At 59.6% G+C, this 24,065-nt stretch carries 23 protein-coding genes and 1 riboswitch; of the genes, 12 read left to right on the top strand and 11 right to left on the bottom strand.

What is annotated here, in order from left to right:
- Positions 1-26: 26 nt before the first annotated feature.
- Together metF and ahcY are read right to left on the bottom strand one after the other, a co-directional pair.
- Complete coding sequence (gene metF, locus A7J50_RS27250) at positions 27-872, bottom strand: methylenetetrahydrofolate reductase [NAD(P)H] (protein WP_064454508.1); 846 nt, start codon at positions 870-872, stop codon at positions 27-29.
- A 167-nt stretch (positions 873-1,039) separates the two neighbouring features.
- Complete coding sequence (ahcY, locus tag A7J50_RS27245; RefSeq protein WP_064454507.1) at positions 1,040-2,449, bottom strand: adenosylhomocysteinase; 1,410 nt, start codon at positions 2,447-2,449, stop codon at positions 1,040-1,042.
- A 21-nt stretch (positions 2,450-2,470) separates the two neighbouring features.
- Positions 2,471-2,577, bottom strand: a riboswitch (S-adenosyl-L-homocysteine riboswitch).
- A 198-nt stretch (positions 2,578-2,775) separates the two neighbouring features.
- Here ahcY and A7J50_RS27240 point away from each other — a divergent pair.
- The 3 genes from A7J50_RS27240 to A7J50_RS27230 all read left to right on the top strand — a co-directional run bounded on the left by A7J50_RS27240 (position 2,776) and on the right by A7J50_RS27230 (position 6,072).
- Complete coding sequence (locus A7J50_RS27240) at positions 2,776-3,180, top strand: acyl-CoA thioesterase (protein ID WP_064454506.1); 405 nt, start codon at positions 2,776-2,778, stop codon at positions 3,178-3,180.
- Positions 3,181-3,257: 77 nt separating this feature from the next.
- Positions 3,258-4,142, top strand: coding sequence for a formate/nitrite transporter family protein (locus A7J50_RS27235; protein ID WP_064454505.1), 885 nt, complete (start codon positions 3,258-3,260; stop codon positions 4,140-4,142).
- A gap of 67 nt (positions 4,143-4,209) precedes the next feature.
- Positions 4,210-6,072: a DUF3857 domain-containing transglutaminase family protein gene (locus tag A7J50_RS27230; RefSeq protein ID WP_064454504.1), complete on the top strand. Its 1,863-nt coding sequence runs from the start codon at positions 4,210-4,212 to the stop codon at positions 6,070-6,072.
- 42 nt (positions 6,073-6,114) lie between these two features.
- Here the strand turns inward: A7J50_RS27230 and A7J50_RS27225 are convergent, their stop codons facing one another.
- Positions 6,115-7,374: a cation:proton antiporter gene (locus A7J50_RS27225; RefSeq protein ID WP_064454503.1), complete on the bottom strand. Its 1,260-nt coding sequence runs from the start codon at positions 7,372-7,374 to the stop codon at positions 6,115-6,117.
- Positions 7,375-7,567: 193 nt separating this feature from the next.
- Here A7J50_RS27225 and A7J50_RS27220 point away from each other — a divergent pair, with 193 nt between their 5' ends.
- On the top strand, positions 7,568-7,954 hold the full coding sequence (locus A7J50_RS27220) for an MAPEG family protein (RefSeq protein WP_064454502.1): 387 nt from the start codon (positions 7,568-7,570) through the stop codon (positions 7,952-7,954).
- Positions 7,955-8,080: 126 nt separating this feature from the next.
- Here A7J50_RS27220 and A7J50_RS27215 read toward each other — a convergent pair whose 3' ends face one another.
- The gene (locus tag A7J50_RS27215) at positions 8,081-9,268 is read right to left on the bottom strand and encodes a murein transglycosylase A (protein WP_064454501.1); all 1,188 of its coding nucleotides are present in this window, start codon (positions 9,266-9,268) and stop codon (positions 8,081-8,083) included.
- Between the two features lie 129 nt (positions 9,269-9,397).
- Between A7J50_RS27215 and A7J50_RS27210 the strand changes: the two genes are divergently transcribed.
- On the top strand, positions 9,398-9,847 hold the full coding sequence (locus A7J50_RS27210; protein WP_064454500.1) for a c-type cytochrome: 450 nt from the start codon (positions 9,398-9,400) through the stop codon (positions 9,845-9,847).
- Between the two features lie 6 nt (positions 9,848-9,853).
- Here A7J50_RS27210 and A7J50_RS27205 read toward each other — a convergent pair whose 3' ends face one another.
- From A7J50_RS27205 to A7J50_RS27185, 5 genes are all read right to left on the bottom strand, one after another.
- Positions 9,854-10,249 carry a DUF1090 domain-containing protein gene (locus A7J50_RS27205; RefSeq protein WP_064454499.1) on the bottom strand — a complete coding sequence of 132 codons (396 nt, stop codon included), beginning with the start codon at positions 10,247-10,249 and terminating at the stop codon, positions 9,854-9,856.
- A 69-nt stretch (positions 10,250-10,318) separates the two neighbouring features.
- The gene (gene ligB / locus A7J50_RS27200) at positions 10,319-11,983 is read right to left on the bottom strand and encodes an NAD-dependent DNA ligase LigB (RefSeq protein WP_064454498.1); all 1,665 of its coding nucleotides are present in this window, start codon (positions 11,981-11,983) and stop codon (positions 10,319-10,321) included.
- 95 nt (positions 11,984-12,078) lie between these two features.
- Positions 12,079-12,426, bottom strand: coding sequence for a hypothetical protein (locus A7J50_RS27195; RefSeq protein WP_064454497.1), 348 nt, complete (start codon positions 12,424-12,426; stop codon positions 12,079-12,081).
- Between the two features lie 222 nt (positions 12,427-12,648).
- A complete protein-coding gene (gene metK, locus A7J50_RS27190; RefSeq protein WP_064454496.1) occupies positions 12,649-13,839 on the bottom strand; it encodes a methionine adenosyltransferase in 1,191 nt (396 codons plus the stop codon).
- A gap of 19 nt (positions 13,840-13,858) precedes the next feature.
- Positions 13,859-14,854 carry an ArsR/SmtB family transcription factor gene (locus tag A7J50_RS27185; protein ID WP_064454495.1) on the bottom strand — a complete coding sequence of 332 codons (996 nt, stop codon included), beginning with the start codon at positions 14,852-14,854 and terminating at the stop codon, positions 13,859-13,861.
- A 258-nt stretch (positions 14,855-15,112) separates the two neighbouring features.
- Here A7J50_RS27185 and tkt point away from each other — a divergent pair, with 258 nt between their 5' ends.
- The 7 genes from tkt to A7J50_RS27150 all read left to right on the top strand — a co-directional run bounded on the left by tkt (position 15,113) and on the right by A7J50_RS27150 (position 22,178).
- A complete protein-coding gene (gene tkt / locus A7J50_RS27180) occupies positions 15,113-17,110 on the top strand; it encodes a transketolase (RefSeq protein ID WP_064454494.1) in 1,998 nt (665 codons plus the stop codon).
- Positions 17,111-17,276: 166 nt separating this feature from the next.
- Entirely contained in the window at positions 17,277-18,332 is a 1,056-nt protein-coding gene (gene epd / locus A7J50_RS27175; protein ID WP_064454493.1) for an erythrose-4-phosphate dehydrogenase, read from the top strand.
- Between the two features lie 26 nt (positions 18,333-18,358).
- The gene (locus A7J50_RS27170) at positions 18,359-19,522 is read left to right on the top strand and encodes a phosphoglycerate kinase (RefSeq protein WP_064454492.1); all 1,164 of its coding nucleotides are present in this window, start codon (positions 18,359-18,361) and stop codon (positions 19,520-19,522) included.
- A 29-nt stretch (positions 19,523-19,551) separates the two neighbouring features.
- Positions 19,552-19,779 carry a hypothetical protein gene (locus A7J50_RS27165; protein ID WP_064454491.1) on the top strand — a complete coding sequence of 76 codons (228 nt, stop codon included), beginning with the start codon at positions 19,552-19,554 and terminating at the stop codon, positions 19,777-19,779.
- 61 nt (positions 19,780-19,840) lie between these two features.
- A complete protein-coding gene (locus tag A7J50_RS27160) occupies positions 19,841-20,173 on the top strand; it encodes an MliC family protein (RefSeq protein ID WP_064454490.1) in 333 nt (110 codons plus the stop codon).
- 277 nt (positions 20,174-20,450) lie between these two features.
- Positions 20,451-21,515: a class II fructose-bisphosphate aldolase gene (gene fba / locus A7J50_RS27155; protein ID WP_003177554.1), complete on the top strand. Its 1,065-nt coding sequence runs from the start codon at positions 20,451-20,453 to the stop codon at positions 21,513-21,515.
- A gap of 183 nt (positions 21,516-21,698) precedes the next feature.
- Entirely contained in the window at positions 21,699-22,178 is a 480-nt protein-coding gene (locus tag A7J50_RS27150; RefSeq protein ID WP_064454489.1) for a hypothetical protein, read from the top strand.
- Positions 22,179-22,310: 132 nt separating this feature from the next.
- Here A7J50_RS27150 and A7J50_RS27145 read toward each other — a convergent pair whose 3' ends face one another.
- Together A7J50_RS27145 and A7J50_RS27140 are read right to left on the bottom strand one after the other, a co-directional pair.
- Positions 22,311-22,604 carry a hypothetical protein gene (locus A7J50_RS27145; RefSeq protein WP_064454488.1) on the bottom strand — a complete coding sequence of 98 codons (294 nt, stop codon included), beginning with the start codon at positions 22,602-22,604 and terminating at the stop codon, positions 22,311-22,313.
- A 491-nt stretch (positions 22,605-23,095) separates the two neighbouring features.
- Positions 23,096-23,761: a polysaccharide lyase family 7 protein gene (locus tag A7J50_RS27140; protein ID WP_064454487.1), complete on the bottom strand. Its 666-nt coding sequence runs from the start codon at positions 23,759-23,761 to the stop codon at positions 23,096-23,098.
- Positions 23,762-24,065: the final 304 nt, after the last annotated feature.

Here is a 24,065-nt window from a genome sequence, read left to right as displayed (position 1 = left end):
TTAAATGCACCGCAATCGGGCAAGCCTCAGCGTGGCAGCTTGAGGTTGTTCCAGATGGCCAGGCTGGGTTCAGCCTGGTTCAGGGTGTAGAAGTGCAGCCCTGGTGCGCCACCTTGCAGCAATTGTTCACACATCTCGCTGATGACCTGCTCGCCGAACGCCTGGATGCTCTTGACGTCGTCGCCATAGGCTTCCAGTTGCTTGCGCACCCAGCGTGGGATTTCAGCACCGCAAGCGTCAGAGAAGCGCGCCAGCTTGCTGTAGTTGGTGATCGGCATGATGCCCGGCACGATCGGGATGTTTACACCCATGGCCCGTACACGCTCGACAAAGTAGAAGTAGCTGTCGGCGTTGAAGAAGTACTGGGTGATCGCACTGTTGGCGCCGGCGTTGGCCTTGCGCACGAAGTTCTGCAGGTCGTCTTCGAAATTGCGCGCCTGGGGGTGCATCTCCGGGTAAGCCGCCACTTCGATGTGGAAGTGATCGCCGCTTTCTTCACGGATAAAGCTCACCAGGTCATTGGCGTAGCGCAGCTCGCCGCTGGCCATGCCCATGCCGGACGGCAGGTCGCCACGCAGGGCGACTATGCGCTTGATGCCGGCTTGCTGGTACTGGGTCAGCAGGCTGCGCAGGTCGGCCTTGCTGTCGCCCACGCACGATAAGTGCGGAGCGGCGGGAACTTTGACTTCGCTTTCCAGCTGCAGCACGGTGTTGATCGTGCGGTCACGGGTCGAGCCGCCGGCGCCGTAGGTGCAGGAAAAGAAGTCGGGGTTGTAGCTGGCCAACTGCTTGGCAGTCGCCATCAGTTTTTCATGCCCAGCATCGGTCTTGGTCGGGAAGAACTCGAAGCTGTAGCGACGGTCTTGGGACATGGGGGAGGTCTCCAGCTGCAAGTTGCAAGCTTCAAGCTGCAAGAGGGCGGCGTGCCGTTCTTGTAGCTTGAAGCTCACAGCCAATAGCTGCTTAAAGAGCGAGGAAGTGACAAGCCCTCAGCACAAACGCTTTTTCTTGCCGCTTGTAGCTGAAAGCTTGCAGCTGCTTAGTACCGATAAGCGTGCGGCTTGAACGGACCTTCGACGGTCACGCCGATGTAGTCGGCCTGGGTCTTGGTCAGTTGAGTCACTACGCCGCCGAAGCCGCGGACCATTTCCAGGGCCACTTCTTCGTCGAGTTTCTTCGGCAGCACTTCCACGGTCAGGCGCTCGGCTTTCTGGGCTGGCGACAGGTCGGCGTACTTCTGGCCGAACAGGAAGATTTGCGCCAGTACCTGGTTGGCGAACGAGCCGTCCATGATGCGGCTTGGGTGGCCGGTAGCGTTGCCCAGGTTCACCAAGCGGCCTTCAGCCAGCAGGATCAGGTAGTCGTCGTTCTGCGGGTCGAAATCACCAGCACCGGTGCGGTGAACCTTGTGCACCTGTGGCTTCACTTCTTCCCATGCCCAGTTCTTGCGCATGAAAGCGGTGTCGATTTCGTTGTCGAAGTGACCGATGTTGCAGACAACGGCACGCTTTTTCAGGGCTTTGAGCATGTTCGCGTCGCAAACATTCACGTTACCGGTGGTGGTTACGATCAGGTCGATCTTGCCCAGCAGCGCTTTGTCGATGCTTGCTTCGGTGCCGTCATTGACGCCATCGATGAACGGCGAAACCACTTCGAAGCCGTCCATGCAGGCTTGCATGGCGCAGATCGGGTCTACTTCGGAGACTTTAACGATCATGCCTTCCTGACGCAGGGACTGGGACGAACCCTTGCCCACGTCACCGTAGCCGATCACCAGGGCTTGCTTGCCCGACAGCAAGTGGTCGGTACCGCGCTTGATGGCATCGTTCAGGCTGTGACGGCAGCCGTACTTGTTGTCGTTCTTGCTCTTGGTCACCGAGTCGTTGACGTTGATGGCCGGGATTTTCAGCTCGCCCTTGGCCAGCATGTCCAGCAGGCGGTGTACGCCCGTGGTGGTTTCTTCGGTCACGCCGTGGACGCGGTCGAGGATCTGCGGGTACTTCTTGTGCAGCAGCTCGGTCAGGTCGCCGCCGTCGTCGAGGATCATGTTGGCGTCCCATGGCTTGCCATCCTTGAGGATGGTTTGCTCCAGGCACCACTCGTACTCTTCTTCGGTCTCGCCTTTCCAGGCATAAACCGCGATACCGGCAGCAGCGATAGCAGCAGCGGCCTGGTCTTGAGTCGAGAAAATGTTGCAGGACGACCAACGTACTTCGGCACCCAGGGCAACCAGGGTTTCGATCAGCACGGCAGTCTGGATGGTCATGTGGATGCAGCCGAGGATCTTCGCGCCTTTGAGCGGCTGCTCAGCGGCGTACTTGCGGCGCAGACCCATCAGGGCAGGCATTTCGGATTCGGCGATAAAGGTTTCGCGACGGCCCCAGGCAGCGAGGGACATATCGGCGACTTTGTAGTCGGTAAAACCTGCAGGCGTGATTACAGCGCTCATGAAGAGCCTCCATTCGTAGTGTGCGAATGGGCGCCGTTGTGCGTTTAGTATCAGGCCAGGTGAACCAGGCCCAACAACGCCCCATCCGAGCCTGACAGGTCGAGCCTGCTGCAGCGCCCCTCGGACAGGTGGCGGGAGAACGGTATCAATCGAAGATGACCGTTTTGAAACGGTGCCGATTATAGCTGTGTGCGCCAGACTTCCCAAGCCTTTCTGTCGGCCATATGAAGATCGCTCATGGGGTTGATAGGCAAGGGCTCATAGAGCTTGGGCCGACGCTCTGCCATGATGTTGCCCATCATTCGGCAAGACGCATTGGAGTGACTATGAACTTTCACACCCGCAAATGGGTAAAACCCGAAGACCTCAACCCCAACGGCACCCTGTTCGGCGGCAGCCTGCTGCGCTGGATCGACGAAGAGGCGGCCATCTACGCCATTGTCCAGTTGGGCAACCAGCGTGTGGTGACCAAGTACATCTCCGAAATCAACTTCGTCAGCGCCTCGCGCCAGGGCGACATCATCGAGCTGGGCATCACCGCTACCGAGTTCGGCCGCACCTCCATTACCCTGACCTGTGAAGTGCGTAACAAGATCACCCGCAAAAGCATCCTGACCGTGGAAAAAATGGTCTTCGTCAACCTCGGTGAGGACGGTTTGCCGGCGCCCCACGGGCGTACCGAGATCAAGTACGTGAAGGATCAGTTCCAGGAAGACGGCATCAAGGATTAATACTGCCGCTGGCCAGTGAACGCTATTGATGGGCGACAGGTCGTACCTGAATAACACCCCCCTGTTCAGGTACGCCCATGGCCACGCAAGCAGACGGCAAGACCCCCAACTTGTCGCAGGAAGAGCAACACGACGTCGACAAGAACCAACCGCCCCGCGCGGCGGTTCTGCATGAAATCATTCGCACCCAGGGCGATCAGGAGCTGGAGCGCACGGTAGCGGCGCTGTGGTGGTCGGCGCTGGCGGCCGGCCTGACCATGGGCCTGTCGTTGATGGGCATGGGGCTGCTCAACTCGCGCCTGCCCGAAGGTGAAGCATTCAAGGTGATTGCCAGTTTCGGCTATTGCGCGGGTTTTCTCGCCGTCATCCTGGCGCGCCAGCAACTGTTCACCGAAAACACCCTGACGGCCGTGCTACCGGTGATGAGCAAACCGACGCTGGCCAATGCCGGGCGCCTGTTGCGGCTGTGGACAGTGGTGTTGGTGGGCAACCTGTGTGGCACCTTGCTGGTCGCGTATGTGATGCTGCACTTGCCGATTTTCGACACCAAGACCGATATGGCCTTCCTTGAGATTGGCCGCAAGGTCATGGAAAACGACCCTGGCCAGATGTTCGCCAAAGGCATTATTTCCGGCTGGATGATCGCCACCATGGTGTGGATGATCCCGTCCATGGAAAGCGCGAAGATGTTCATCATCATCCTGATCACCTACCTGATGGCGCTGGGGGATTTCACCCACATCGTGGTTGGCTCGGCCGAGGTGTCGTACCTGGTGTTTGCCGGCGAACTGCCCTGGAAGGACTTCTGGCTGATATTTGCCGGGCCGACCCTGGCGGGCAATATCATCGGCGGCAGTTTTATCTTTGCGCTGATCAGCCATGCGCAGATTCGCAGCGAAAGCAGCCTGCCGGGCAAGGACGCAGACCCGCGCCACCCCCAACAGGTCAACAAGGAGCAGTAAGCCGGTTCGTCATAAATGAATGGCAAAGTCGCTGCTCGGTTTTCCATTCATTTAAAGAAGGATCTTTATGCGGGCTTTCCCTTTTTTGCGCGTGCACAGGTGGTGCGCGCTGGTTGTGGCGGTGGGTGTGTTCGCTACGGCGCAGGCCAAGGATGATGCGGCGGATCGCTCCGTCACCATCGAAAAGAACACTCAGCATTATGTAATCAACGCCGACGGCAGTTACGTGCTGGAGGCCGATAAGGTCGTGCTGATCAACGAAGAACGTGCCATCCGGCGCACTGCCCAGCAGGGCTTCGGTTACAACCGCTCCCTGGACACGCTGGAGATTGTCGAGGCATTCACCCAGAAGCCGGACGGGCGCAAGGTGGTGGTCAGCGAGCAGCAGATCAAGGAGCAACAGGAACGGGCTTCGGCGGGCGCGCCGATGTTTCAGGATTCGCGGGTTAAGGTCGTGATTTTCCCTGAGGTCGCTGTCGGCGATCGCTTGAGCCTGCGGTACAAACGAACACGCAAAACCGCATTGTTTCCTGATGAGTTTACCGACTTCGCTACCACGAGCTTGAACCCGACCGAGGGTTACAGCCTGACCTACGACCTGCCGGCAGACAAACCCTTATACGCCGATACGCGCGGTTTCAAGGCCTCCGCGCCGGCCGCCGCACCAGGGCGCAAGGTGTATCGTTGGGACTATGTGCCAACGGACAAAGCCCGACCTGAACAAAGTGCAGTGGCCTACACCGACTATGGCCAGTTCCTCGCTGTCTCGACCTTCGCGAACTACAGCGCGCTGGCCAAGGCCTATGAGGCACGTGCCACGGTCGAGGTAACACCGCCAGTCACTGAGCTGGCGCGGGAACTCACTGCCGGTTTGTCGACGCCGCGGGCCAAGGCCTTGGCACTCAGTGATTGGGTGCGCAAGAACATTCGTTACGTGGCGGTGTACATCGAAGCCGGTGGCGTGGTGCCGCACTCGGCGCAGTCGGTGCTGGACAATCGCTACGGCGACTGCAAGGACCATGTGGCGTTGCTGGAGGCCATGCTCAAGGCGGTCGCTATCGAAAGCTCGCCGGCGCTGATCAACCTGGGCAATGCCTACACCTTGCCCGCGGTGGCGGCGTTAGGGGTGATAAACCATGCAATTACCTATGTGCCCAGCCTGGATCTGTACCTGGACTCCACCGCCAGTTCCATCGCGCCGGGTTACTTGCCGCCGCCGGATTTGGACAAGCCGGTGCTGTTGACCCGTACCGGCGAGTTGGGGCGCACCCCGGCGACCCAGCTTGGCAGGCTGTCCACCGAGCTGGTGTTTAAAGTTGATGACAAAGGCGCGGCTGACTTTACCCAGACCTCACTCGCCGAAGGGTGGCGTACGGAATCGATGCGCTTTGGGATCAAGTCTTTCGAGCCTGGGGAGCGTGAGCAGCTCATCCAGAAAACCCTGCGTGCCCATGGGCAGTCGGGCAGCGGCACGCTGCAAACCGATGCACTGGACAGTAATGCGCCCAGCTTCAAGACCACGTTGGCCGGGCATACCGAAAACCTCGTCAACCTGCCGGGGCCGATTGGCGTGCAGGCCCTCAGCCGCCTGGGAAGCCTCATCTCCCAAGATGTACAGGCGCTGTCCGCGGAAAAGGTACGGGCGCAGAACTTCACCTGCTTCACCAGTCAGAGTATCGAAAACGCCCGCTTCGAGTTTCCCGCATCGGTGAACATTCTGGCATTGCCCAAGGCCGTTTCGCTCAAGGGCGCGGATGTTAGCTACGACTCCAGTTATGAGCGCAGCGGCAATACCGTGCTGGTTTCCCGCACTCTGGCGTTCAGCCACCCGCAAGCCGTGTGCAGTCCTGAATGGTTCAAGACGATGCAGCCGATGATCGAGGCGATGTTCAACGACCTCAAAAGCCAGATCATTGTGCAGACCCTCTAGGCGCAAGCGCTGGCGGCGAAATGCGTTCGCCGCCAGTGTCTATCAGTGGGCGTCGGCTTGCGGGGCCGGTTCATCTTTGGTCACGTGTTTGACCAGCTTACCGATGCTCAAGCCCTGCAACAGGATCGACGACAGCACCACGATGTAGGTGATGCTCAGCAACAGGTCGCGCTCCGGGCCCAGCGGCAGGGCCAGGGCCAGTGCCACCGAAACCCCGCCACGCAAGCCACCCCAGGTGAGAATGCGGATGGTGCCGCGTGGCACCGTGCGCCAGCGGCGCAGCAACAGAATCGCCGGGGCCACGGTTAGCAGGCGTGACAGCAGGATCGCTACGGCGAGCAAGCTGGCGGCGAATACGTGCAGCCAGTTGAACGGCAACAGCAGCAGCTCCATGCCGATCAGCGCAAACAGCAGAGCGTTGAGCATGTCATCGAGCAGTTCCCAGAAACCATCCAGGTAGCGCCGGGTCATGTCGTTCATCGCCAGTTTGCGGCCCAGGTTGCCGATGATCAGCCCGGCCACCACCATCGCAATCGGTGCGGAAACGTGCAGTTCGCTGGCCATCGCCGAGCCGCCAATGACCAAGGCCAGGGTCAGCATCACTTCGATCTGGTGCTGCTCGATGCTCTTGATCATCAGGTACACCAGGTAGCCGATGAGCCCGCCAAATGCCACGCCGCCAATGGCTTCATGGGCAAACAGCATGGCGGTGGCGCCGACGGTTGGCGTTTCGCCCAACTGTGCGATGCCGAGCAGCACGGTGAACACCACAACCGCCGTGCCGTCGTTGAACAGCGACTCGCCGACGATGGTGGTTTTCAGGGGTTTCGAGGCGTTCGCGGTTCGCAGCACACCCAGCACTGCAATCGGGTCGGTAGGCGAGATCAACGCGCCGAACAACAGGCAGTAAAGGAAGCTCACGTGCCAGCCAAACAGGGCAAAGATGTAGTACGCCAGGCTGCCGATCACCACGGTGGCGATTAATACGCCGAAGGTTGCGAGTAAGCCGATGGGCCAGCGATAACTGCGCAGGTCATTCAGGTTGACGTGCAAAGCGCCGGCGAACAGCAGGAATGACAGCATCCAGTTCATCAGCAAGTCGCCGAAGTCGATCTGGCCGATCAACTGCTGGATACGCGCTTCCAGGCCGGGGTAGCCGATAACGCTCAGGCCTTGCAGGATCAGGGAAAACAGCAGGGCCGTGACCATCACGCCGATGGTGGGCGGCAGGCCGATAAAACGGAAGTTCACATAGGTGAGCAGGGTGGTGAGGCAGATGAAGGCGGCGACAAGTTCAAGCATCCGGGGTCCTTGGAGGAGAGTGACAGGTTGTTAATGGGTGGATGGACCGCAGCCGTGGCGGGATGTTGCAATCCACGCAGCAAAAGGCGGGTAGAACCTTTCGGTACGGCACGGCTCATAGCGGGTAAGTGCGGCTTCGCATTTTTAGTGCTAAAACTCTAACCGCTGACTAAAACGACAAAAGGAATCTGTGATGACGGTGGCATTCTGGTGTGTGTTGATTGCAATGTTTCTGCCTTACCTGTGCACGGGTTTGGCCAAGTTCAGCGGCGGCAAGTTCGGGCCGCGCCAGAACCATGACCCGCGCGCTTTCCTGGACACCCTCGAAGGGTTCGCCAAACGCGCCCACAGCGCACAGCTCAACAGCTTTGAAGTGACGCCTGCGTTTGCGGCGGCGGTGATCATTGCGCACCTGGCCGGTACAGCGTCGCTGGTGACCATTAATGTGCTGGCAGTGCTGTTTATCACCAGCCGCCTGCTGTACATCATTTGCTACCTGGCGGACTGGGCGATGCTGCGTTCGCTGGTGTGGTTCGTGGGCATGGCGTTGATTGCGAGTTTCTTCTTTGTCTCGATCTAAAGGCTGACGCGGTTTCATTGTGGGAGCGGGCTTGCTCGCGAAGGCGGCGGGTCAGTCATCAGTTGTGCTGGCTGATACACCGCCTTCGCGAGCAAGCCCGCTCCCACATTTGATCTTCAGTGGTCTTCAGGTCCCGGCGGGTGCGTCGGGCACCTGCGGCAACACTGCACCCTTGGGCCACAACATCCAGATCTGTCCCTGTTGCTTCATGTTCCCGGCCAATTCACCCGCTGCATCACCTGTGCCCCAGAACAAGTCCGCACGCACTTCGCCGGTGATGGCGCCGCCCGTGTCCTGCGCGGCGACGGGGCGTGCGATGGGTGAACCATCGGGTTGGGTGGTCGACAGCCACAGCAGGCTGCCCAGCGGAATCACCTTGCGATCCACTGCCACGCTGTAGCCCGCCGTCAGCGGCACATTCAGCGAACCACGCGGGCCTTCATTGCTGTCCGGGCGGGCGCTGAAAAACACGTAGCTGGGGTTGCTCGCCAACAGTTCCGGGATGCGTTGCGGGTGCGCCTTGGCCCAGGCGCTGATAGCGCCCATGGTCACGTCTTCTTTTTTCAGCTCGCCTTGCTCGACCAGCCAGCGGCCGATCGGTCGGTAAGGGTAGCCGTTCTGGTCGCCATAACCGACGCGCAGTTGACGCCCGCCCGCCAGTTGAATGCGCCCCGATCCCTGGATCTGCAGGAATTGCAGGTCCATCGGGTTAGTCAGCCAGGCAATCGGCTTGGCCGTGGAGCCCTGGCCGTTGATGGTACTGGCATCGTCATAGGGCTTGAGTACACGGCCTTCGAGACGGCCGCGCAGGCGCTTGCCTTTGAGTTCCGGGTAGATGCTTTCCAGGTTGACGATGATCAGGTCATCCGGCACACCGTAAACCGGCACATGGGCCGTGGCGGTTTCGGTCAGGCTGCCGGGGTAGACCGGTTCGTAGTAGCCGGTGATCAGACCGTTCGGCGTGTTGTCGGCCGAGCGCAAGCCGAATACATCCAGGCGTTCCTTGAGAAAACTGCGAACCGCCACGGCATCACCCGGCACGGTGGCTGCTGCTGCGCAGGTGGCGCCCCATACCGGGTCGGCCTTGAGGCGTTGGCAAGCGCTGCGCCAGGATTCAAACCCTGCCAGCAGATCGCTGTCGGAGACGGCTGGCAGGGCTTCCCACGGTGCGCTCACATAAGTGGCGACCGCATGGGGTTTGGCCGCTTCATCTTTTTTGTGGGCCTCTTTACCGCCATCGCATCCGGCCAACAACGCCAGCATCGGCAGAGCCAGCGCCAGGCGGCGGCTCCAGGGTTTCAACGTAATAGTCATACAAGCAATTCCTGAAGCGGTTGCCCGCGCCGTGGCGCATTCAGGCAACCCTTATTATTAATAGGGCTATTGGTCTTTACGGGCGGGGCGAGGATACTGGCCGCCGTTTCCCGTGACCTTGAAGCCATCATGACTTTTAAAAAACTGACCGTGGTATTGCTGGCCTGCCTGACCTTGTCCGCTTGCGGCGGTGTCGATCCGAATTCGCCCCTGGGCCAACGCAAGGCAATCTTTAAGCAGATGCTCAAAACCGGCGAAGACCTGGGCGGCATGTTGCGTGGGCGTATCCCGTTCGACGGCGCCAAGTTCGCCGAAGGCGCAGTCAAGCTCGATGCCTTGTCCCACGAACCGTGGAAGCATTTCCCGAGCGTGCGTGAAGAAGATCACACCAGCGCCAAGGACAACGTGTGGCAACAGCAGGCACGCTTCCAGGAGTTGGCCCGAAACCTTGAAGCGGCCACCGGTGAATTGGTGATCGCAAGCCAAGTGCAACCTTACAAGGCCAGCAACCTGGGGCCGGCGGTGCAGAAGGTCGAAGATGCCTGCACAGCCTGCCATAAACAGTTTCGGGATCACTGACCGGTCTTACTTGTCGAGTTCTTCTACGGCGTCCTGCAGTTCCTTGCGGGACTGGGCGAGCTTGTCTTTGCGTTTGTTGATCTTGTCCGCATCGCCCTTTTTCATTGCCTTGTCGAGGTCGGCCTGACGGCGGCTGACTTCATGTTTGGCGTCGAGCACCTTGTTCTCGCGCTCTTTCCTCAAGGACGCGTCGGTGCAGTGGGCGGTGACTTCGCTCAGGGCTTTTTCCAGACCGGCTTGCTGCTCACTGTTGCCATGGGTCCTGGCCTGTTCGATCTGGGCGCTGATGGCTTGGCGTTTGGCGGCGCAGCCGGTAAGTTCCGGGACTTCTTCGGCGGCCAGCAGCGGCGTGGTCATGAAGCTTGCGACGGTCAACAAGGCTAGTGGGGCTAGAAATTTCATGTAAGGCTCCAGGGTCGCAATCGGTTGGCAGGGTGAATTCTGCCGGGGTTAAAAGTGGCCGGGCGGGGCTTAAAACCCGTCAATCCCGGCCACACGTAATGTTTCAGCTAATGCTTGTACTTGCGGGTCGCGAAAAAAAGCGCTCAATTGCGCCGCGCGGCCCGGGCCAATACCGTCGGTAGCCAGCCAGGCCTGGACATCTCTGGCGGCCAGGGTCTGCCAGCCGCCCTCCAGATCGTTGCGTGCCGAAGGCGGTACACCCAGCGCTTTGAGCCATTGCGCAAAGGGCCGTTGCCGAGCGCTTTGAAGGCTGTCGAGCACACGGGCACGGCTGCGTTCACCGAAGCCGTCAATGTTAGCAAGCTCTGCCGCATCCAGGGTCAACCAATCGAGAAAGCCTGCGATTAGACCGGCCTGGATCAATGCGTTCCAGGTTTCGCGCCCTATATTCGGTAAGGACAGGCCTTGATTGCTGCTCAGCCAGGTCAGCCGGGCGAGCAACTGTTCCTCGCAACCGGGGTCCAGTTGCCAACAGCTCAACGCGTGGAAGTCCCGAGCATCCGGTACCTGCACCGCCACCCTTGTCTTGTTGCGCAGGATCACTTGGTCCAACCGGGGAATCACTTGGCCGGCAAGGCTGATGGAGACCTGATCGCCAGGACGGATATCCAGCGCATGCCACTGTTTCAGGGAGCCGACGTTGACGCGGCGAATTTGCCGATCGTCCAGCCGCACGGGGTCCAGTTCCAGAATGGGGGTGATGCGCCCGGTGCGGCCGATCTTGAAGTGCACCTTGCGCACCAGCGCCAGCGCCTTGGTGACCGGGTACTTCCAGGCGATCGCCCAGTAAGGCGTTCCGGCCTGCCAGCGTTTGGCGGGTGGGCGCAACGCCTGGTGCAACACCACGCCATCGCTGGCGAAGGGCAGCGGATGGTTGTACCAGTAGCTGCGCCAGTGCGCGGCCTCAGTCATGTTCTGGATGGGCTGGCTGTAGCGACGGCTGTCGGCAAAACCCCAGCGCGCCAAGGTGGCCAGGCGCGTGGTGAAGTCTGCCGGGCCGTTGGGCCAGGCCCAGACGAACAAGCCGATTCCAGCGGCGTCAGCGTCACTCAGCTGGCGACGATTCATTAGCCCTGCCACCTTGCTTCGGGCACTTACCCCGCCGTGTGCTGACTGCACATGATCGTCAAGGCGCCAATAGAGTTCGCCTTGCAACACCAGATCGGTCGGCTCCGGCAGTTGCTGGACAATGCCAGGGAGCTTGCGTGCGGCGGCTGACCAATCCTGGCCGAGCAGGCCGTCACCTCGGCTGATGAGTTGGCTCAACCGACCCCGGTGATACACCAGCGTGACTGCAACGCCGTCGACCTTGGGTTGAATCCATACGTCTTGTCGGGTTCGGAGCCACTCATCGACAGCCTTTTCATCGACCAGCTTTTCCAGGCCGGTATGCGCGACCGGGTGAGCCCGCGTGCCCCGTGAACTGGCCAATGGGTTGTCGGTGGCTTTTGTTAACCGAGTAAAACACGTTCTCCACTGAGCCAGTCGGTGGCGAGCCTGATCATAGAGTTCATCACTGACCGGGGATTGGCCAAGCCGGTGGTAGCTGTCATCCCATAATTTGATCTGTTCAGCCAAGGTGTCGACCTGCGATCGCGCTTCCTCGGGGCAATCGTCTGCCCAGGCCAAAAAAGGCAGGGCGCTGAGTAAAAGAGCAATCAGTAAACGCATCATGAGCATCCTTGCTCGGAAGGGGCGCCCAGCCTAAGTGATCCATGCGGCCACAAAAAAGCCCCGACGCTGCGGGGCTTTTTACCGGGTGTTTCGAGTTACTTGAACAGACCGCCCAAGGCCTTCACCGTATCGTTCTTATCCAGCTTGGCTTCCTGTGTTTGCTGCTTGGCGTCGACTTTGGCCTGGGACTCAGCCAGTTTGTTACAGCCTTTGTTGACCTGCTCTTGTGCCGCTTTAAAAGCCTTCACGCTCAGCATGTCGTTCTTGGCCTCGGCCGTATCGATCTTGGTTTGCAGGTCTTTGGCTTGTTGCTGGCAATCACCGGACTTGCTGCCCAGTTGGGTGCTCAGGGCGCCACCCAGTGCGCTCAGGTCGGCAGCCTGGGCCGGCAGGGTGAACAGGCTGAGCAGAAGGGCGGCAGGGAAGAGCGTGGAGATGCGCATGAAAAACCTCAATGTAAGATTGCCTGCGCGCTTATCTGTCCCGGGCTGGCGCAGTGCAATATCCAAATAAGGTGAAGCGCCCGAGAGGGCGCGGATTCTAGAGGGCCACTATTTGGCCTGCAAGGTTTTGGATCCAAAAACGTGAATATCAGCCGGTTAATCACCCGGCCAATAAAAAGCCCCGCAGGTTTTACCCTGCGGGGCTTTGTGTGCCGCGAGTGATTACAGGCCTGCAGCGGTACGCAGGTCGTTGGCGCGGTCGGTTTTTTCCCAGGTGAACGTGGTGAAGGTGTCGTCGCCGACAGTCTTCTGCGCAGGGGTACGACCGAAGTGGCCGTAGGCTGCGGTTTCCTGGTACATCGGGTGCAGCAGGTCGAGCATGGTGGTGATCGCGTAAGGGCGCAGGTCGAAGATCTCACGCACCAGCTTGACGATCTTTTCATCGCTGATTTTGCCGGTGCCGAAGGTATTCAGCGAGATCGACGTAGGCTGAGCCACACCGATAGCGTAGGAAACCTGAATTTCGCAACGCTCGGCCAGGCCGGCCGCAACGATGTTCTTGGCCACGTAACGACCGGCGTAGGCGGCGGAACGGTCAACCTTGGAGGGGTCTTTACCCGAGAACGCGCCACCGCCGTGACGGGCCATGCCGCCGTAGCTGTCGACGATGATCTTGCGGCCGGTCAGGCCGCAGTCGCCCACCGGGCCACCGATGATGAACTGGCCGGTCGGGTTGATGTGGAACTGGGTGTCCTTGGTCAGCAGCTCGGCAGGCAGCACGTGCTTGACGATCAGCTCCATCACGCCTTCGCGCAGGTCGGCGTAGGACACATCCGGGTTGTGTTGGGTCGACAGTACAACGGCGTCGATGCCCACGACTTTGCCGCCTTCGTAACGGCAGGTCACCTGGGACTTGGCGTCCGGGCGCAGCCATGGCAGCACGCCGGATTTACGCGCTTCGGCCTGGCGCTGCACCAGTTGGTGCGAGAAGGTGATCGGTGCCGGCATCAGCACGTCGGTTTCGTTGCTGGCGTAGCCGAACATCAGGCCCTGGTCGCCGGCGCCCTGATCTTCAGGCTTGGCGCGGTCCACACCCTGGTTGATGTCGGGGGACTGCTTGCCGATGATGTTCATCACGCCACAGGTCGCGCCATCGAAGCCGACGTCGGAGCTGTTGTAGCCAATCTTGGTGATGACGTCACGGACGATCTGTTCCAGATCGACCCAGGCCGTGGTGGTGACTTCACCGGCGATGATCGCCACGCCCGTTTTCACCAGAGTCTCGCACGCCACACGGGCGAACTTGTCTTCAGCAATGATGGCGTCCAGCACCGCGTCAGAAATCTGGTCGGCGATTTTGTCCGGATGCCCTTCAGACACGGACTCGGAGGTGAAAAGGGAGTATTCGCTCATCTCGATGATTTCCTGATATTTACCGATGGTGAGTGTCGCCAGCCGGCCGCTGAAAATGGCGGACCTGGATCTGGAAACCATTACGTAAACCTACATAGAGGCTTTCCCCGGGAACGAGTCCCGCAGCGGTGGCCCAACGGGCCAGATCGTCCTGTTCAAAACCCAACCAGAGATCACCGCAGGCCTCCTTGGCCCAATTCTGGTTGTGGCTGCATAAATCTGTGACCAGCAGGCTACCGCCGGGTTGCAGCAAGTTTGCCATCTGCTTGAGGGCGTCGGCGGGGGCGGCGAAATGGTGCAGGACCATGTTCAGCACCACGCAATCGGCCCGCAGGCTGGTGTCATTCAACGCGTCTGCCAACTGCAGGCTGACATTGCCCAGGGCTTCGCGCTCACACAGCTGGCGCGCCAGTTCGAGCATCGCCGGGCTGTTGTCCAGCGCCGTCACCTGCTGAAAGCGGCGCGCCAGTTCCGGCAGGAAACCGCCGTCGCCAGGTCCGACTTCCAGCGCCGTCGCCTCATGACTGAAGCTCAGCTTGTCCAACAGCGCCAGTACGCTTTCGCGGTATTGCGGCAAACCGGCGATGAGGTCCTGCTGGGCGCGAAACTTTTCGGCAACCCGAGAGAAAAAGTCCTGGCTGGCGGCGGCCCGTTGTCCGTGGACCTGGCCGATGCGCGACTGCACATCCGCCGGCAGGCTCAAGTTGTCGACTTCTTCGAGCAAAGCGCTGTGCAGCTTGCCGCCGAGCAGCTCGGTGTGGGGCAGGGCACGGCGGTAAAAAATCGCATTGCCTTCGCGGCGGGTGGCTACCAGCTCGGCCTGGGCCAGTACCTTGAGGTGGTGGCTCATGCCGGACTGGCCAATGGCAAAGATTTGCGCCAGTTCCAGTACCCCGAAGGAGTCGTTGGCCAGTGCGCGCAGTACGTTCAGGCGTAACGGATCACCAGCCGCCTTGCATAAGGCAGCCAGCTCATCGCCGTCGTCGGGACGCAGGGAGGGCACGGGTAGGTTCATAAGGCCAGCAGTCTAGTGATGGGTGTAAATCCCTGCAAGGCCAATATCAAAAAGTTTTGATATTGGTCGATAAGTGGCGGTTATAAGCAGCCGCTATTACCTCTAGACGAAGCCGTGGGGCGTTTCTGCAAGCGATTGCCGTGCAATGCGCAGGAAAAACACCGTCAAGTGACTATCTGTCATTGCCCGCAGGCGGTGGCTGAGGGAAAATGCCGGTCCTTTTTTCGGTTTCTATATTCAAACCCCAGGAGATCAGCGATGCCCAGCCGTCGTGAGCGTGCCAACGCCATTCGTGCCCTCAGCATGGATGCCGTGCAAAAAGCCAACAGCGGCCATCCCGGTGCCCCGATGGGCATGGCGGATATCGCCGAGGTACTTTGGCGTGACTACCTGAAACACAACCCGAGCAACCCGTCGTTCGCCGACCGTGACCGCTTCGTGCTGTCCAACGGCCACGGCTCGATGCTGATTTATTCGCTGCTGCACCTGACCGGCTACGACGTCACCATTGATGACATCAAGAGCTTCCGCCAGCTGCACAGCCGCACCCCGGGCCACCCGGAATTCGGCTACACCCCAGGCGTCGAGACCACCACCGGTCCCCTGGGCCAAGGCCTGGCCAATGCGGTTGGCTTTGCGCTGGCTGAAAAAGTGCTGGGCGCGCAGTTCAACCGCCCGGGCCACAACATCGTCGACCACCACACCTATGTGTTCCTCGGTGATGGCTGCATGATGGAAGGCATTTCCCACGAAGTCGCTTCCCTGGCCGGTACCCTGGGCCTGGGCAAGCTGATTGCCTTCTACGATGACAACGGCATCTCCATCGACGGCGAAGTCGAAGGCTGGTTCACCGATGACACCCCGAAGCGTTTCGAAGCCTACAGCTGGCAAGTGATCCGCAATGTTGACGGCCACGATCCGGAAGAAATCAAGACCGCCATCGACACCGCGCGCAAAAGCGAGCAGCCGACCCTGATCTGCTGCAAGACCACCATCGGTTTCGGCTCGCCGAACAAGCAAGGTAAAGAAGACTGCCACGGCGCCCCACTGGGTGACGCGGAAATCGCCCTGACCCGCGAAGCGCTGAAGTGGAACCACGGCCCGTTCGAAATCCCGGCCGACATCTACGCCGAGTGGAGCGCCAAGGAAAAAGGCCTGGCGACCGAAGCTGAGTGGGACCAGCGTTTTGCGGCCTACTCTGCCGAATTCCCGGAATTGGCCAACGAATTGGTACGTCGCCTGGCCGGTGACCTGCCTGCCGACTTCTCGGAAAAAGCCTCGGCCTACATCGCCGAAGTCGCGGCCAAGGGCGAGACCATCGCCAGCCGTAAAGCCAGCCAGAACACCCTGAATGCCTTCGGCCCGCTGCTGCCTGAGATCCTCGGCGGTTCGGCTGACCTGGCCGGTTCCAACCTGACCCTGTGGAAAGGTTGCAAAGGTGTTTCGGCAGAAGACGCCAGCGGCAACTACATGTACTACGGCGTGCGCGAGTTCGGCATGAGCGCCATCATGAACGGTGTGTCCCTGCACGGCGGCCTGGTGCCTTACGGCGCGACCTTCCTGATGTTCATGGAATACGCGCGCAACGCCGTGCGTATGGCCGCGCTGATGAAGAAGCGGGTGATCCATGTGTACACCCACGACTCCATCGGCCTGGGCGAAGATGGCCCGACGCACCAGCCGGTTGAGCAACTGACCAGCCTGCGTACCACGCCAAACCTGGATTGCTGGCGCCCAGCCGACGCGGTCGAATCCGCCGTGGCCTGGAAGCACGCCATCGAGCGTAAGGACGGCCCTTCGGCGCTGATCTTCTCGCGTCAGAACCTGCAGCACCAAGTGCGTACCGACGCGCAGATCGCCGACATCAGCCGTGGCGGCTACGTGCTCAAGGACTGCGCTGGCGAGCCGGAGCTGATCCTGATCTCCACCGGTTCCGAAGTCGGCCTGACCGTTCAGGCCTACGACAAGCTGACCGAGCAAGGCCGCAAGGTGCGTGTTGTGTCGATGCCCTGCACCAGCCTGTTCGAAGCCCAGGACGCGGACTACAAGCAATCGGTATTGCCGTTGCAAGTCAGCGCGCGTATCGCCATCGAAGCGGCTCACGCCGACTACTGGTACAAGTACGTGGGCCTGGAAGGCCGCGTGATCGGCATGACCACCTACGGTGAGTCGGCGCCGGCGCCAGCGTTGTTCGAAGAGTTCGGTTTCACCCTGGAAAACATCCTGGGTCAGGCTGAAGAGCTGCTGGAAGACTAAGGCTGTAGATTGAGGTGGCTGTACTGACGCCTTCGCGAGCAAGCCCGCTCCCACATTTGATCGGGTTCACACAGTTGCAATTGTGAACCCATTCAAGTGTGGGAGCGGGCTTGCTCGCGAAAGCGATCTAACAGCCACCCTATTACCCAAGGTAATCGAGAACCCCATGCCTCAACCGCGTCGCTACAAAGTTGCACTCAACGGCTACGGCCGCATTGGTCGTTGCGTCTTGCGTGCTCTGTTCGAGCGAGGGGCGGCGGCCGGGTTTGAAATTGTTGCGATCAACGATTTGGCCGACATGGCCAGCATCGAATACCTGACACGCTTTGACTCCACTCACGGCCGGTTCCCCGGCGAAGTGCGGGTCGACGGTGATTGTCTGCATATCAATGGTGACTGCGTAAAAGTCTTACGCAGTGCCACCCCCGAGGGCATCGACTGGGCGGCGCTGGACGTCGACCTGGTGTTGGAATGCTCCGGTGCTTACCACACCCGTGCCGATGGCCAGCGTTTTCTCGACGCCGGTGCACCGCGTGTGCTGTTTTCCCAGCCGATGGCCAGCGAGGCGGATGTCGACGCCACCATCGTCTACGGCATCAACCAGGATTGCCTGACCGGCGATGAGCTGCTGGTGTCCAACGCCTCCTGCACCACCAACTGCAGTGTGCCGCTGTTGCGCCTGCTGGATCAGGCAATTGGCCTGGATTACGTGTCTATCACCACCATCCACTCGGCCATGAATGACCAGCCGGTGATCGACGCCTATCACCACGAAGACCTGCGCCGTACGCGCTCGGCGTTCCAGTCGGTGATTCCGGTGTCCACCGGCCTGGCGCGTGGTATCGAACGGTTGTTACCGGAACTTGCCGGGCGAATCCAGGCCAAAGCTGTACGGGTGCCGACGGTGAACGTGTCCTGCCTGGACATCACCATGCAAACCGTCAGCGATACCGATGCCACTGAGGTCAACCGGATTTTGCGCGACGCCGCCACCCGCGGCCCGCTCAAGGGCCTTTTGGCCTACACCGAGTTGCCGCACGCCAGTTGTGATTTCAACCATGACCCGCATTCGGCGATTGTCGATGCCAGCCAGACCCGTGTTTCCGGCCCCAGGTTGGTGAACATCCTGGCCTGGTTCGACAACGAATGGGGGTTTGCCAACCGAATGCTGGATGTTGCGGACCATTATCTGCACATCGCCTCTGCTAAATCAGCCCTTTAAATCAGCCAATTCAGGAACTGCGACCCATGACCGTGTTGAAGATGACCGACCTCGATCTGCAAGGTAAGCGCGTACTGATTCGCGAAGACCTCAACGTCCCAGTCAAGGACGGTGTTGTCACCAGCGATGCGCGAATCCTGGCCTCGCTGCCGACCATCAAGCTGGCCCTGGAAAAAGGCGCGGCCGTGATGGTCTGCTCCCACCTGGGTCGCCCGACCGAAGGTGAGTTCTCCGCTGAAAACAGCCTCAAGCCTGTAGCCGACTGCCTGAGCAAGGCCCTGGGCCGCGACGTGCCACTGGTGGCTGACTACCTGGGTGGCGTTGACGTCAAGCCTGGCGACATCGTGCTGTTCGAGAACGTGCGCTTTAACAAAGGCGAGAAAAAGAACAGCGACGAGCTGGCCCAGCAATACGCGGCCCTGTGCGACGTGTTTGTGATGGACGCCTTCGGCACCGCTCACCGCGCTGAAGGCTCGACCCACGGCGTGGCCAAGTTCGCCAAAGTCGCCGCAGCCGGCCCGCTGCTGGCCGCTGAGCTGGATGCACTGGGCAAGGCCCTGGGCGCTCCGGCGCAACCGATGGCCGCCATCGTGGCCGGTTCCAAAGTGTCCACCAAGCTGGACGTGCTCAACAGCCTGAGCCAGATCTGCAACCAGTTGATCGTTGGCGGCGGCATTGCCAACACCTTCCTGGCGGCAGCCGGGCACCCGGTGGGCAAGTCCCTGTACGAGCCGGACCTGCTCGACACCGCCCGCGCCATCGCGGCAAAAGTGAGCGTGCCGTTGCCGGTGGATGTGGTGGTTGCCAAGGAGTTTGCCGAAAGCGCCGAAGCCACCGTCAAACTCATCGCAGACGTGGCTGCCGACGACATGATCCTGGACATCGGCCCGCAAACCGCGGCCAACTTCGCTGAACTGCTGAAGTCGTCCAAGACCATTTTGTGGAACGGCCCGGTGGGCGTGTTCGAGTTCGATCAATTCGGTAACGGCACCAAAGTCCTGGCCCAGGCTATTGCTGAAAGCTCGGCATTCTCCATCGCCGGTGGCGGTGACACCCTGGCAGCGATCGATAAATATGGCGTTGCTGACCAGATCTCCTACATTTCTACCGGTGGCGGCGCATTCCTGGAATTCGTCGAAGGCAAAGTCCTGCCGGCCGTTGAAGTGCTGGAAACCCGAGCCAAAGGCTAAGGCTCGTGATCCGGAAAAGGAGTATTCCCATGATCAAGTCGTTGGCACTGGTAATCGCAGCAGGCCTGTTGGCCGGCTGCGGCAGCACGCCAAGCGCTAAGCCTGACCCGGCAGAGCGTGCGCCGGGGCAGAAAAAGAGCTGCTACCAGGCTGACTGGCAAGCCGAGACCATGCCGGTGATCAACAAGCGCATCGGCAACGAGCGGCTGGAGAAATACGACGCTGCGCCCAACGGTCAGGAACAGGGTTGCCCGTGACCGGTCTGATCAATTAACCGACAGCAGTGGCGGCCTTCGGGTCGCCGTTCGAGGATTGGCAATGAAAGGCGTATTCGCCCTGGCTGCATTGGCCTTGTTGGCCGGCTGCAGCAGCATGAACATGTTCAACAAGGCAGAGCCGGCGGACAAGTGGACGACCTGGACTTGCGACAGCAAGGCCGAGATCAACTGGCGCTTTGCCAATCAGGCCCGTTCCGAAGTGGATGTACGCCTCGGTGGTTCGGACCAGGTTTACCGTCTTAAGCAAGACGTTGCCGCCTCGGGCGTGCTGTACAGCAACGACCAGTTGGCGTTTCACACAAAAGGTGAGGAAGGCCTGATTTACTGGGTCGCCACCGATGATTTGATCGGGCGTGGCTGCAAGGCCCAGTGAGAACACGAGCTTAAGATAAATGAGATCTAAATGTGGGAGCTGGCTTGCCTGCGATTGCGGTGGGTCAGCAAAATAAATGTTGTCTGATCTGCCCCCATCGCAGGCAAGCCAGCTCCCACGTTGATCGGCTTTTTCAGTGGTATCAGCACAAGGCCACGCCAGCAATAACGATTCAGCAGGCCAAGCCTTAACCCCTTGATCTGCAATAACTTGAATAGCAGCCGCCGCTACGGCAGGCTTGCACGATTAACGACCCTCGATCGGGAGAGACAACACAATGGCACTTATCAGCATGCGTCAAATGCTGGACCACGCAGCCGAGTTCGGCTACGGCGTCCCAGCCTTTAACGTCAACAACCTTGAGCAGATGCGCGCCATCATGGAAGCCGCTGACAAGACCGACTCCCCAGTGATCGTCCAGGCTTCGGCCGGTGCCCGCAAATACGCCGGCGCCCCGTTCCTGCGCCACCTGATCCTCGCGGCGATCGAAGAATTCCCACACATCCCGGTGTGCATGCACCAGGACCACGGCACCAGCCCTGACGTGTGCCAGCGCTCCATCCAACTGGGCTTCAGCTCGGTGATGATGGACGGCTCCCTGGGCGAAGACGGCAAGACCCCAACCGACTACGAGTACAACGTACGCGTCACCCAACAAACCGTGGCCATGGCTCACGCCTGCGGCGTGTCGGTTGAAGGCGAGCTGGGCTGCCTGGGTTCCCTGGAAACCGGTATGGCCGGCGAAGAAGACGGCATCGGCGCCGAAGGCGTGCTGGACCACAGCCAAATGCTGACCGACCCGGAAGAAGCGGCCGACTTCGTCAAGAAGACCCAAGTGGACGCCCTGGCCATCGCCATCGGTACCAGCCACGGCGCTTACAAATTCACCAAGCCACCTACCGGCGACGTGTTGGCCATCGACCGCATCAAGGAAATCCACAAACGCATCCCTAACACCCACCTGGTGATGCACGGTTCTTCCTCGGTACCGCAAGAGTGGCTGGCGATCATCAACCAGTACGGCGGCGACATCAAAGAAACCTACGGCGTACCGGTTGAAGAAATCGTCGAAGGCATCAAGTACGGCGTGCGCAAGGTCAACATCGACACCGACCTGCGCCTGGCATCCACCGGCGCAATGCGTCGCCTGATGGCCACCAACCCGAGCGAATTTGACCCACGTAAATTCTTCGGCGCCACCGTAACCGCGATGCGTGATGTGTGTATCGCTCGCTACGAAGCGTTCGGCACTGCAGGCAATGCTTCGAAGATCAAGCCGATCTCGTTGGAAGCGATGTACCAGCGGTATTTGAAAGGTGAGTTGAACGCCAAGGTGAACTAAGCCTTTAGCGTTTAAAAGAAGCCCGCAGTGATGCGGGTTTTTTTGTGGCTTAAATATAATGGCAAGCGCGGGCTATTATTTCGAATTGACCTAGCGGACTGTGACTTCTCACAGTAGCTAGCCAGTGTGAATGGCCGTAGTTTTCTGAGGCAACTAACTCAATGCACTTACGAGGAAAACGCCATGGTCACTCCGCAAGAGCTACCCGTTATGAATATTTTTACGAATGTTCGAAACTCCATCAATTTGACCCCGTTGAAGAAGTTAGGGCGAGAGCCGAGTAATACGCTGAGTATCAATCCTTCTTGTGGCGGGCTGGTCGTGGAGATTCCCTTTGATAGGGCGAAATACACCGTGGGTTCAGTTATTTCCATTACCTATAATTTTTGGTATTTGGACGGGAGTGGGAATGGCGGGTTGCCTCTATACAGTTTTGAGGTGACGAGTACTACGCTTAATAATGTATCGGCGTCCAATATCTACTCTGTGGTGCTCTCTGATGAGATTCTTTCCTTTCTCCGGCCTGGGGTGCGGACCGAGTTAGGCTATAGCGTTAGTGTCTATAAAGACCCAAATGATCGATTTAAAAGTGCTACTTCTCCAGTGGACGCTGTCGCCATCTATAGTTCCACGCCTGCGCCCTTTGATATCGTTGTTCCTTAATGTGTATGGTTATTAAGGGAAGGGTCATGCGCTGGTCATTCTGGAAAGTCAGTTGAGCCCCCGGGTCAGCTAAGCATAATGTGTTAATGAAAAGCCCGCAGCGCTGCGGGCTTTTTTGTGGCCGGGATTTGATCAGGCAGCGTCAGGCGTATCGAAACCGCGGTGCTCGATGACCCTGAACAGATCGCTCACGTCCTGGACCAGAATGCGCGCAGTGTTGGCCACGTTGTTCAGGTCGCGTTCGGCGAAGTCCGGCAGGCTGGAGCAGGCCATCAGGTTGAGGTGTTCAAGGGCGGCGTTGAGGCGTTCGCGCAGGCAGGCGTGGAGGTCCAGCAGTGGGGCGTCGCTGTCGATTAGCAGCACTGGGTAATCGGTGGCGGTTTCGGTGCACGGGGTGAAACGACGGGGTGGCAGTTTTTGGGTCATGGTGAATCCTTAACTCGAGAGAAGAATGACCACCGTTTGCTGCGAAACAAATTGGGTGGCAGCTGTACGCGGGTTCGCAGACCGAGGAGTTAAGACCCGGCAGACCCGAAGGTCTCCCACGCACAGCCGCCATAACAAGACGGCCATTGGCAGGAGCGCCAGGGCAGTTTTGACGGGTGCGGAATTAACTCTGTAGGGCTGCGAAACCCTATCGCCGGTCAATGCCAGCGACGGGGCGAACTATAAGCGCCGATCTGGCTTGCCGCAACGGTCCTGTAGGCCCCGTCCCGGCGGCCCAGCCAATGAAGGTCAAATGTGGGAGCCGGGCTTGCCCGCGATCGCGGTGTGTCAGCCACCAGACAGGCTGGCTGATAGTCCGCCTTCGCGGGCAAGCCCGGCTCCCACAGGGATTTGAGGCGTGTTTAAAAGGTTGGATGAGTCAGCGAATAATCCGTGGCGTCACAGGACGAGGCCTACGCGAGATACGGCACTTACTCGTGATCAATATCCAACTTGGCAAACGTCACGCGTGCACCTTCCTTGCTATTCCCACTGTTGTCCTGCACATACACCCCAGCCTTGAAGTACAGCGGCTTCGCAGCCCACGCGGCGCCAATGCGCTCGTTCCATTGGCCGTCTGCGGCAGATACGCTGAGTAAGCCGGCCTTATTGAGGTTGATCACATAGGTGAAGCTCTTCTCCAATGGCACGTTACTGGCGACGGTGACCACGCGCCCCTCACCATCATCCGGGCGCATGCGCACTTTGGCGACGATGTTGCCGGTCTGGGTCGATTCCTTGAATTGGTATTCCAGCTTGATCAGCGGTTTCTGGCTGTCATACGCGTGAATCTGGCCGATGACCACTTTGCCGCTGGAAGGCACTTGGTTGACGGTCACGGTGGCGCGCAGGAAGTTGTTGGCCTCGTTGTAAGTCCAGTTACGCAGGCGGCCGTCGGCGTAGGTTTCACGCAGTTCGCTGCGCGGGTAGATGGCGTTTTCGGTGCGGGTGCCGGTCACGGGTGTCCAGAATTGCACGTTGCTGCCTTCGGCCTGGAAATATTGGTCCTTGAAGCCGCTCAGCAGTTTCGGGGTGTCGATGGTCGCGGGCGGGGAGCCGACCGGAATGCTCAGGTTCCAGGTGGAAAGGTCGATCATGGTGTTGGCCTTTTACAGAGGTGACGGCTTTGGCCCGGGGGCCTTACAGGTTCTTTATAAGCGCTGATCGTCAGGTTGTTAAACAATTGCTGGCGATTTATTGGCGTCAGAGGAATGCCAAAAAGCCATGTTTCCCATGGTCCGTGGGCTGTAGGGGCTTACCGTTAGTCGGCTTCCTAAGCTTTGGCGCAATGATGGCACCCGCGTCACTTCTGCTTTTTTGGAACCGGGGCTAGAGTGAGACCTCAGTGTTTGTCCGGTTTTTATATCAGAAGTAACCGGTGCAACTCCTCAAGGAAGAGAC

This window comes from Pseudomonas antarctica, from assembly GCF_001647715.1.
In the GTDB taxonomy this organism is placed as follows: domain Bacteria; phylum Pseudomonadota; class Gammaproteobacteria; order Pseudomonadales; family Pseudomonadaceae; genus Aquipseudomonas; species Aquipseudomonas antarctica_A.
This window is presented reverse-complemented; position numbering and strand designations above follow the sequence as displayed.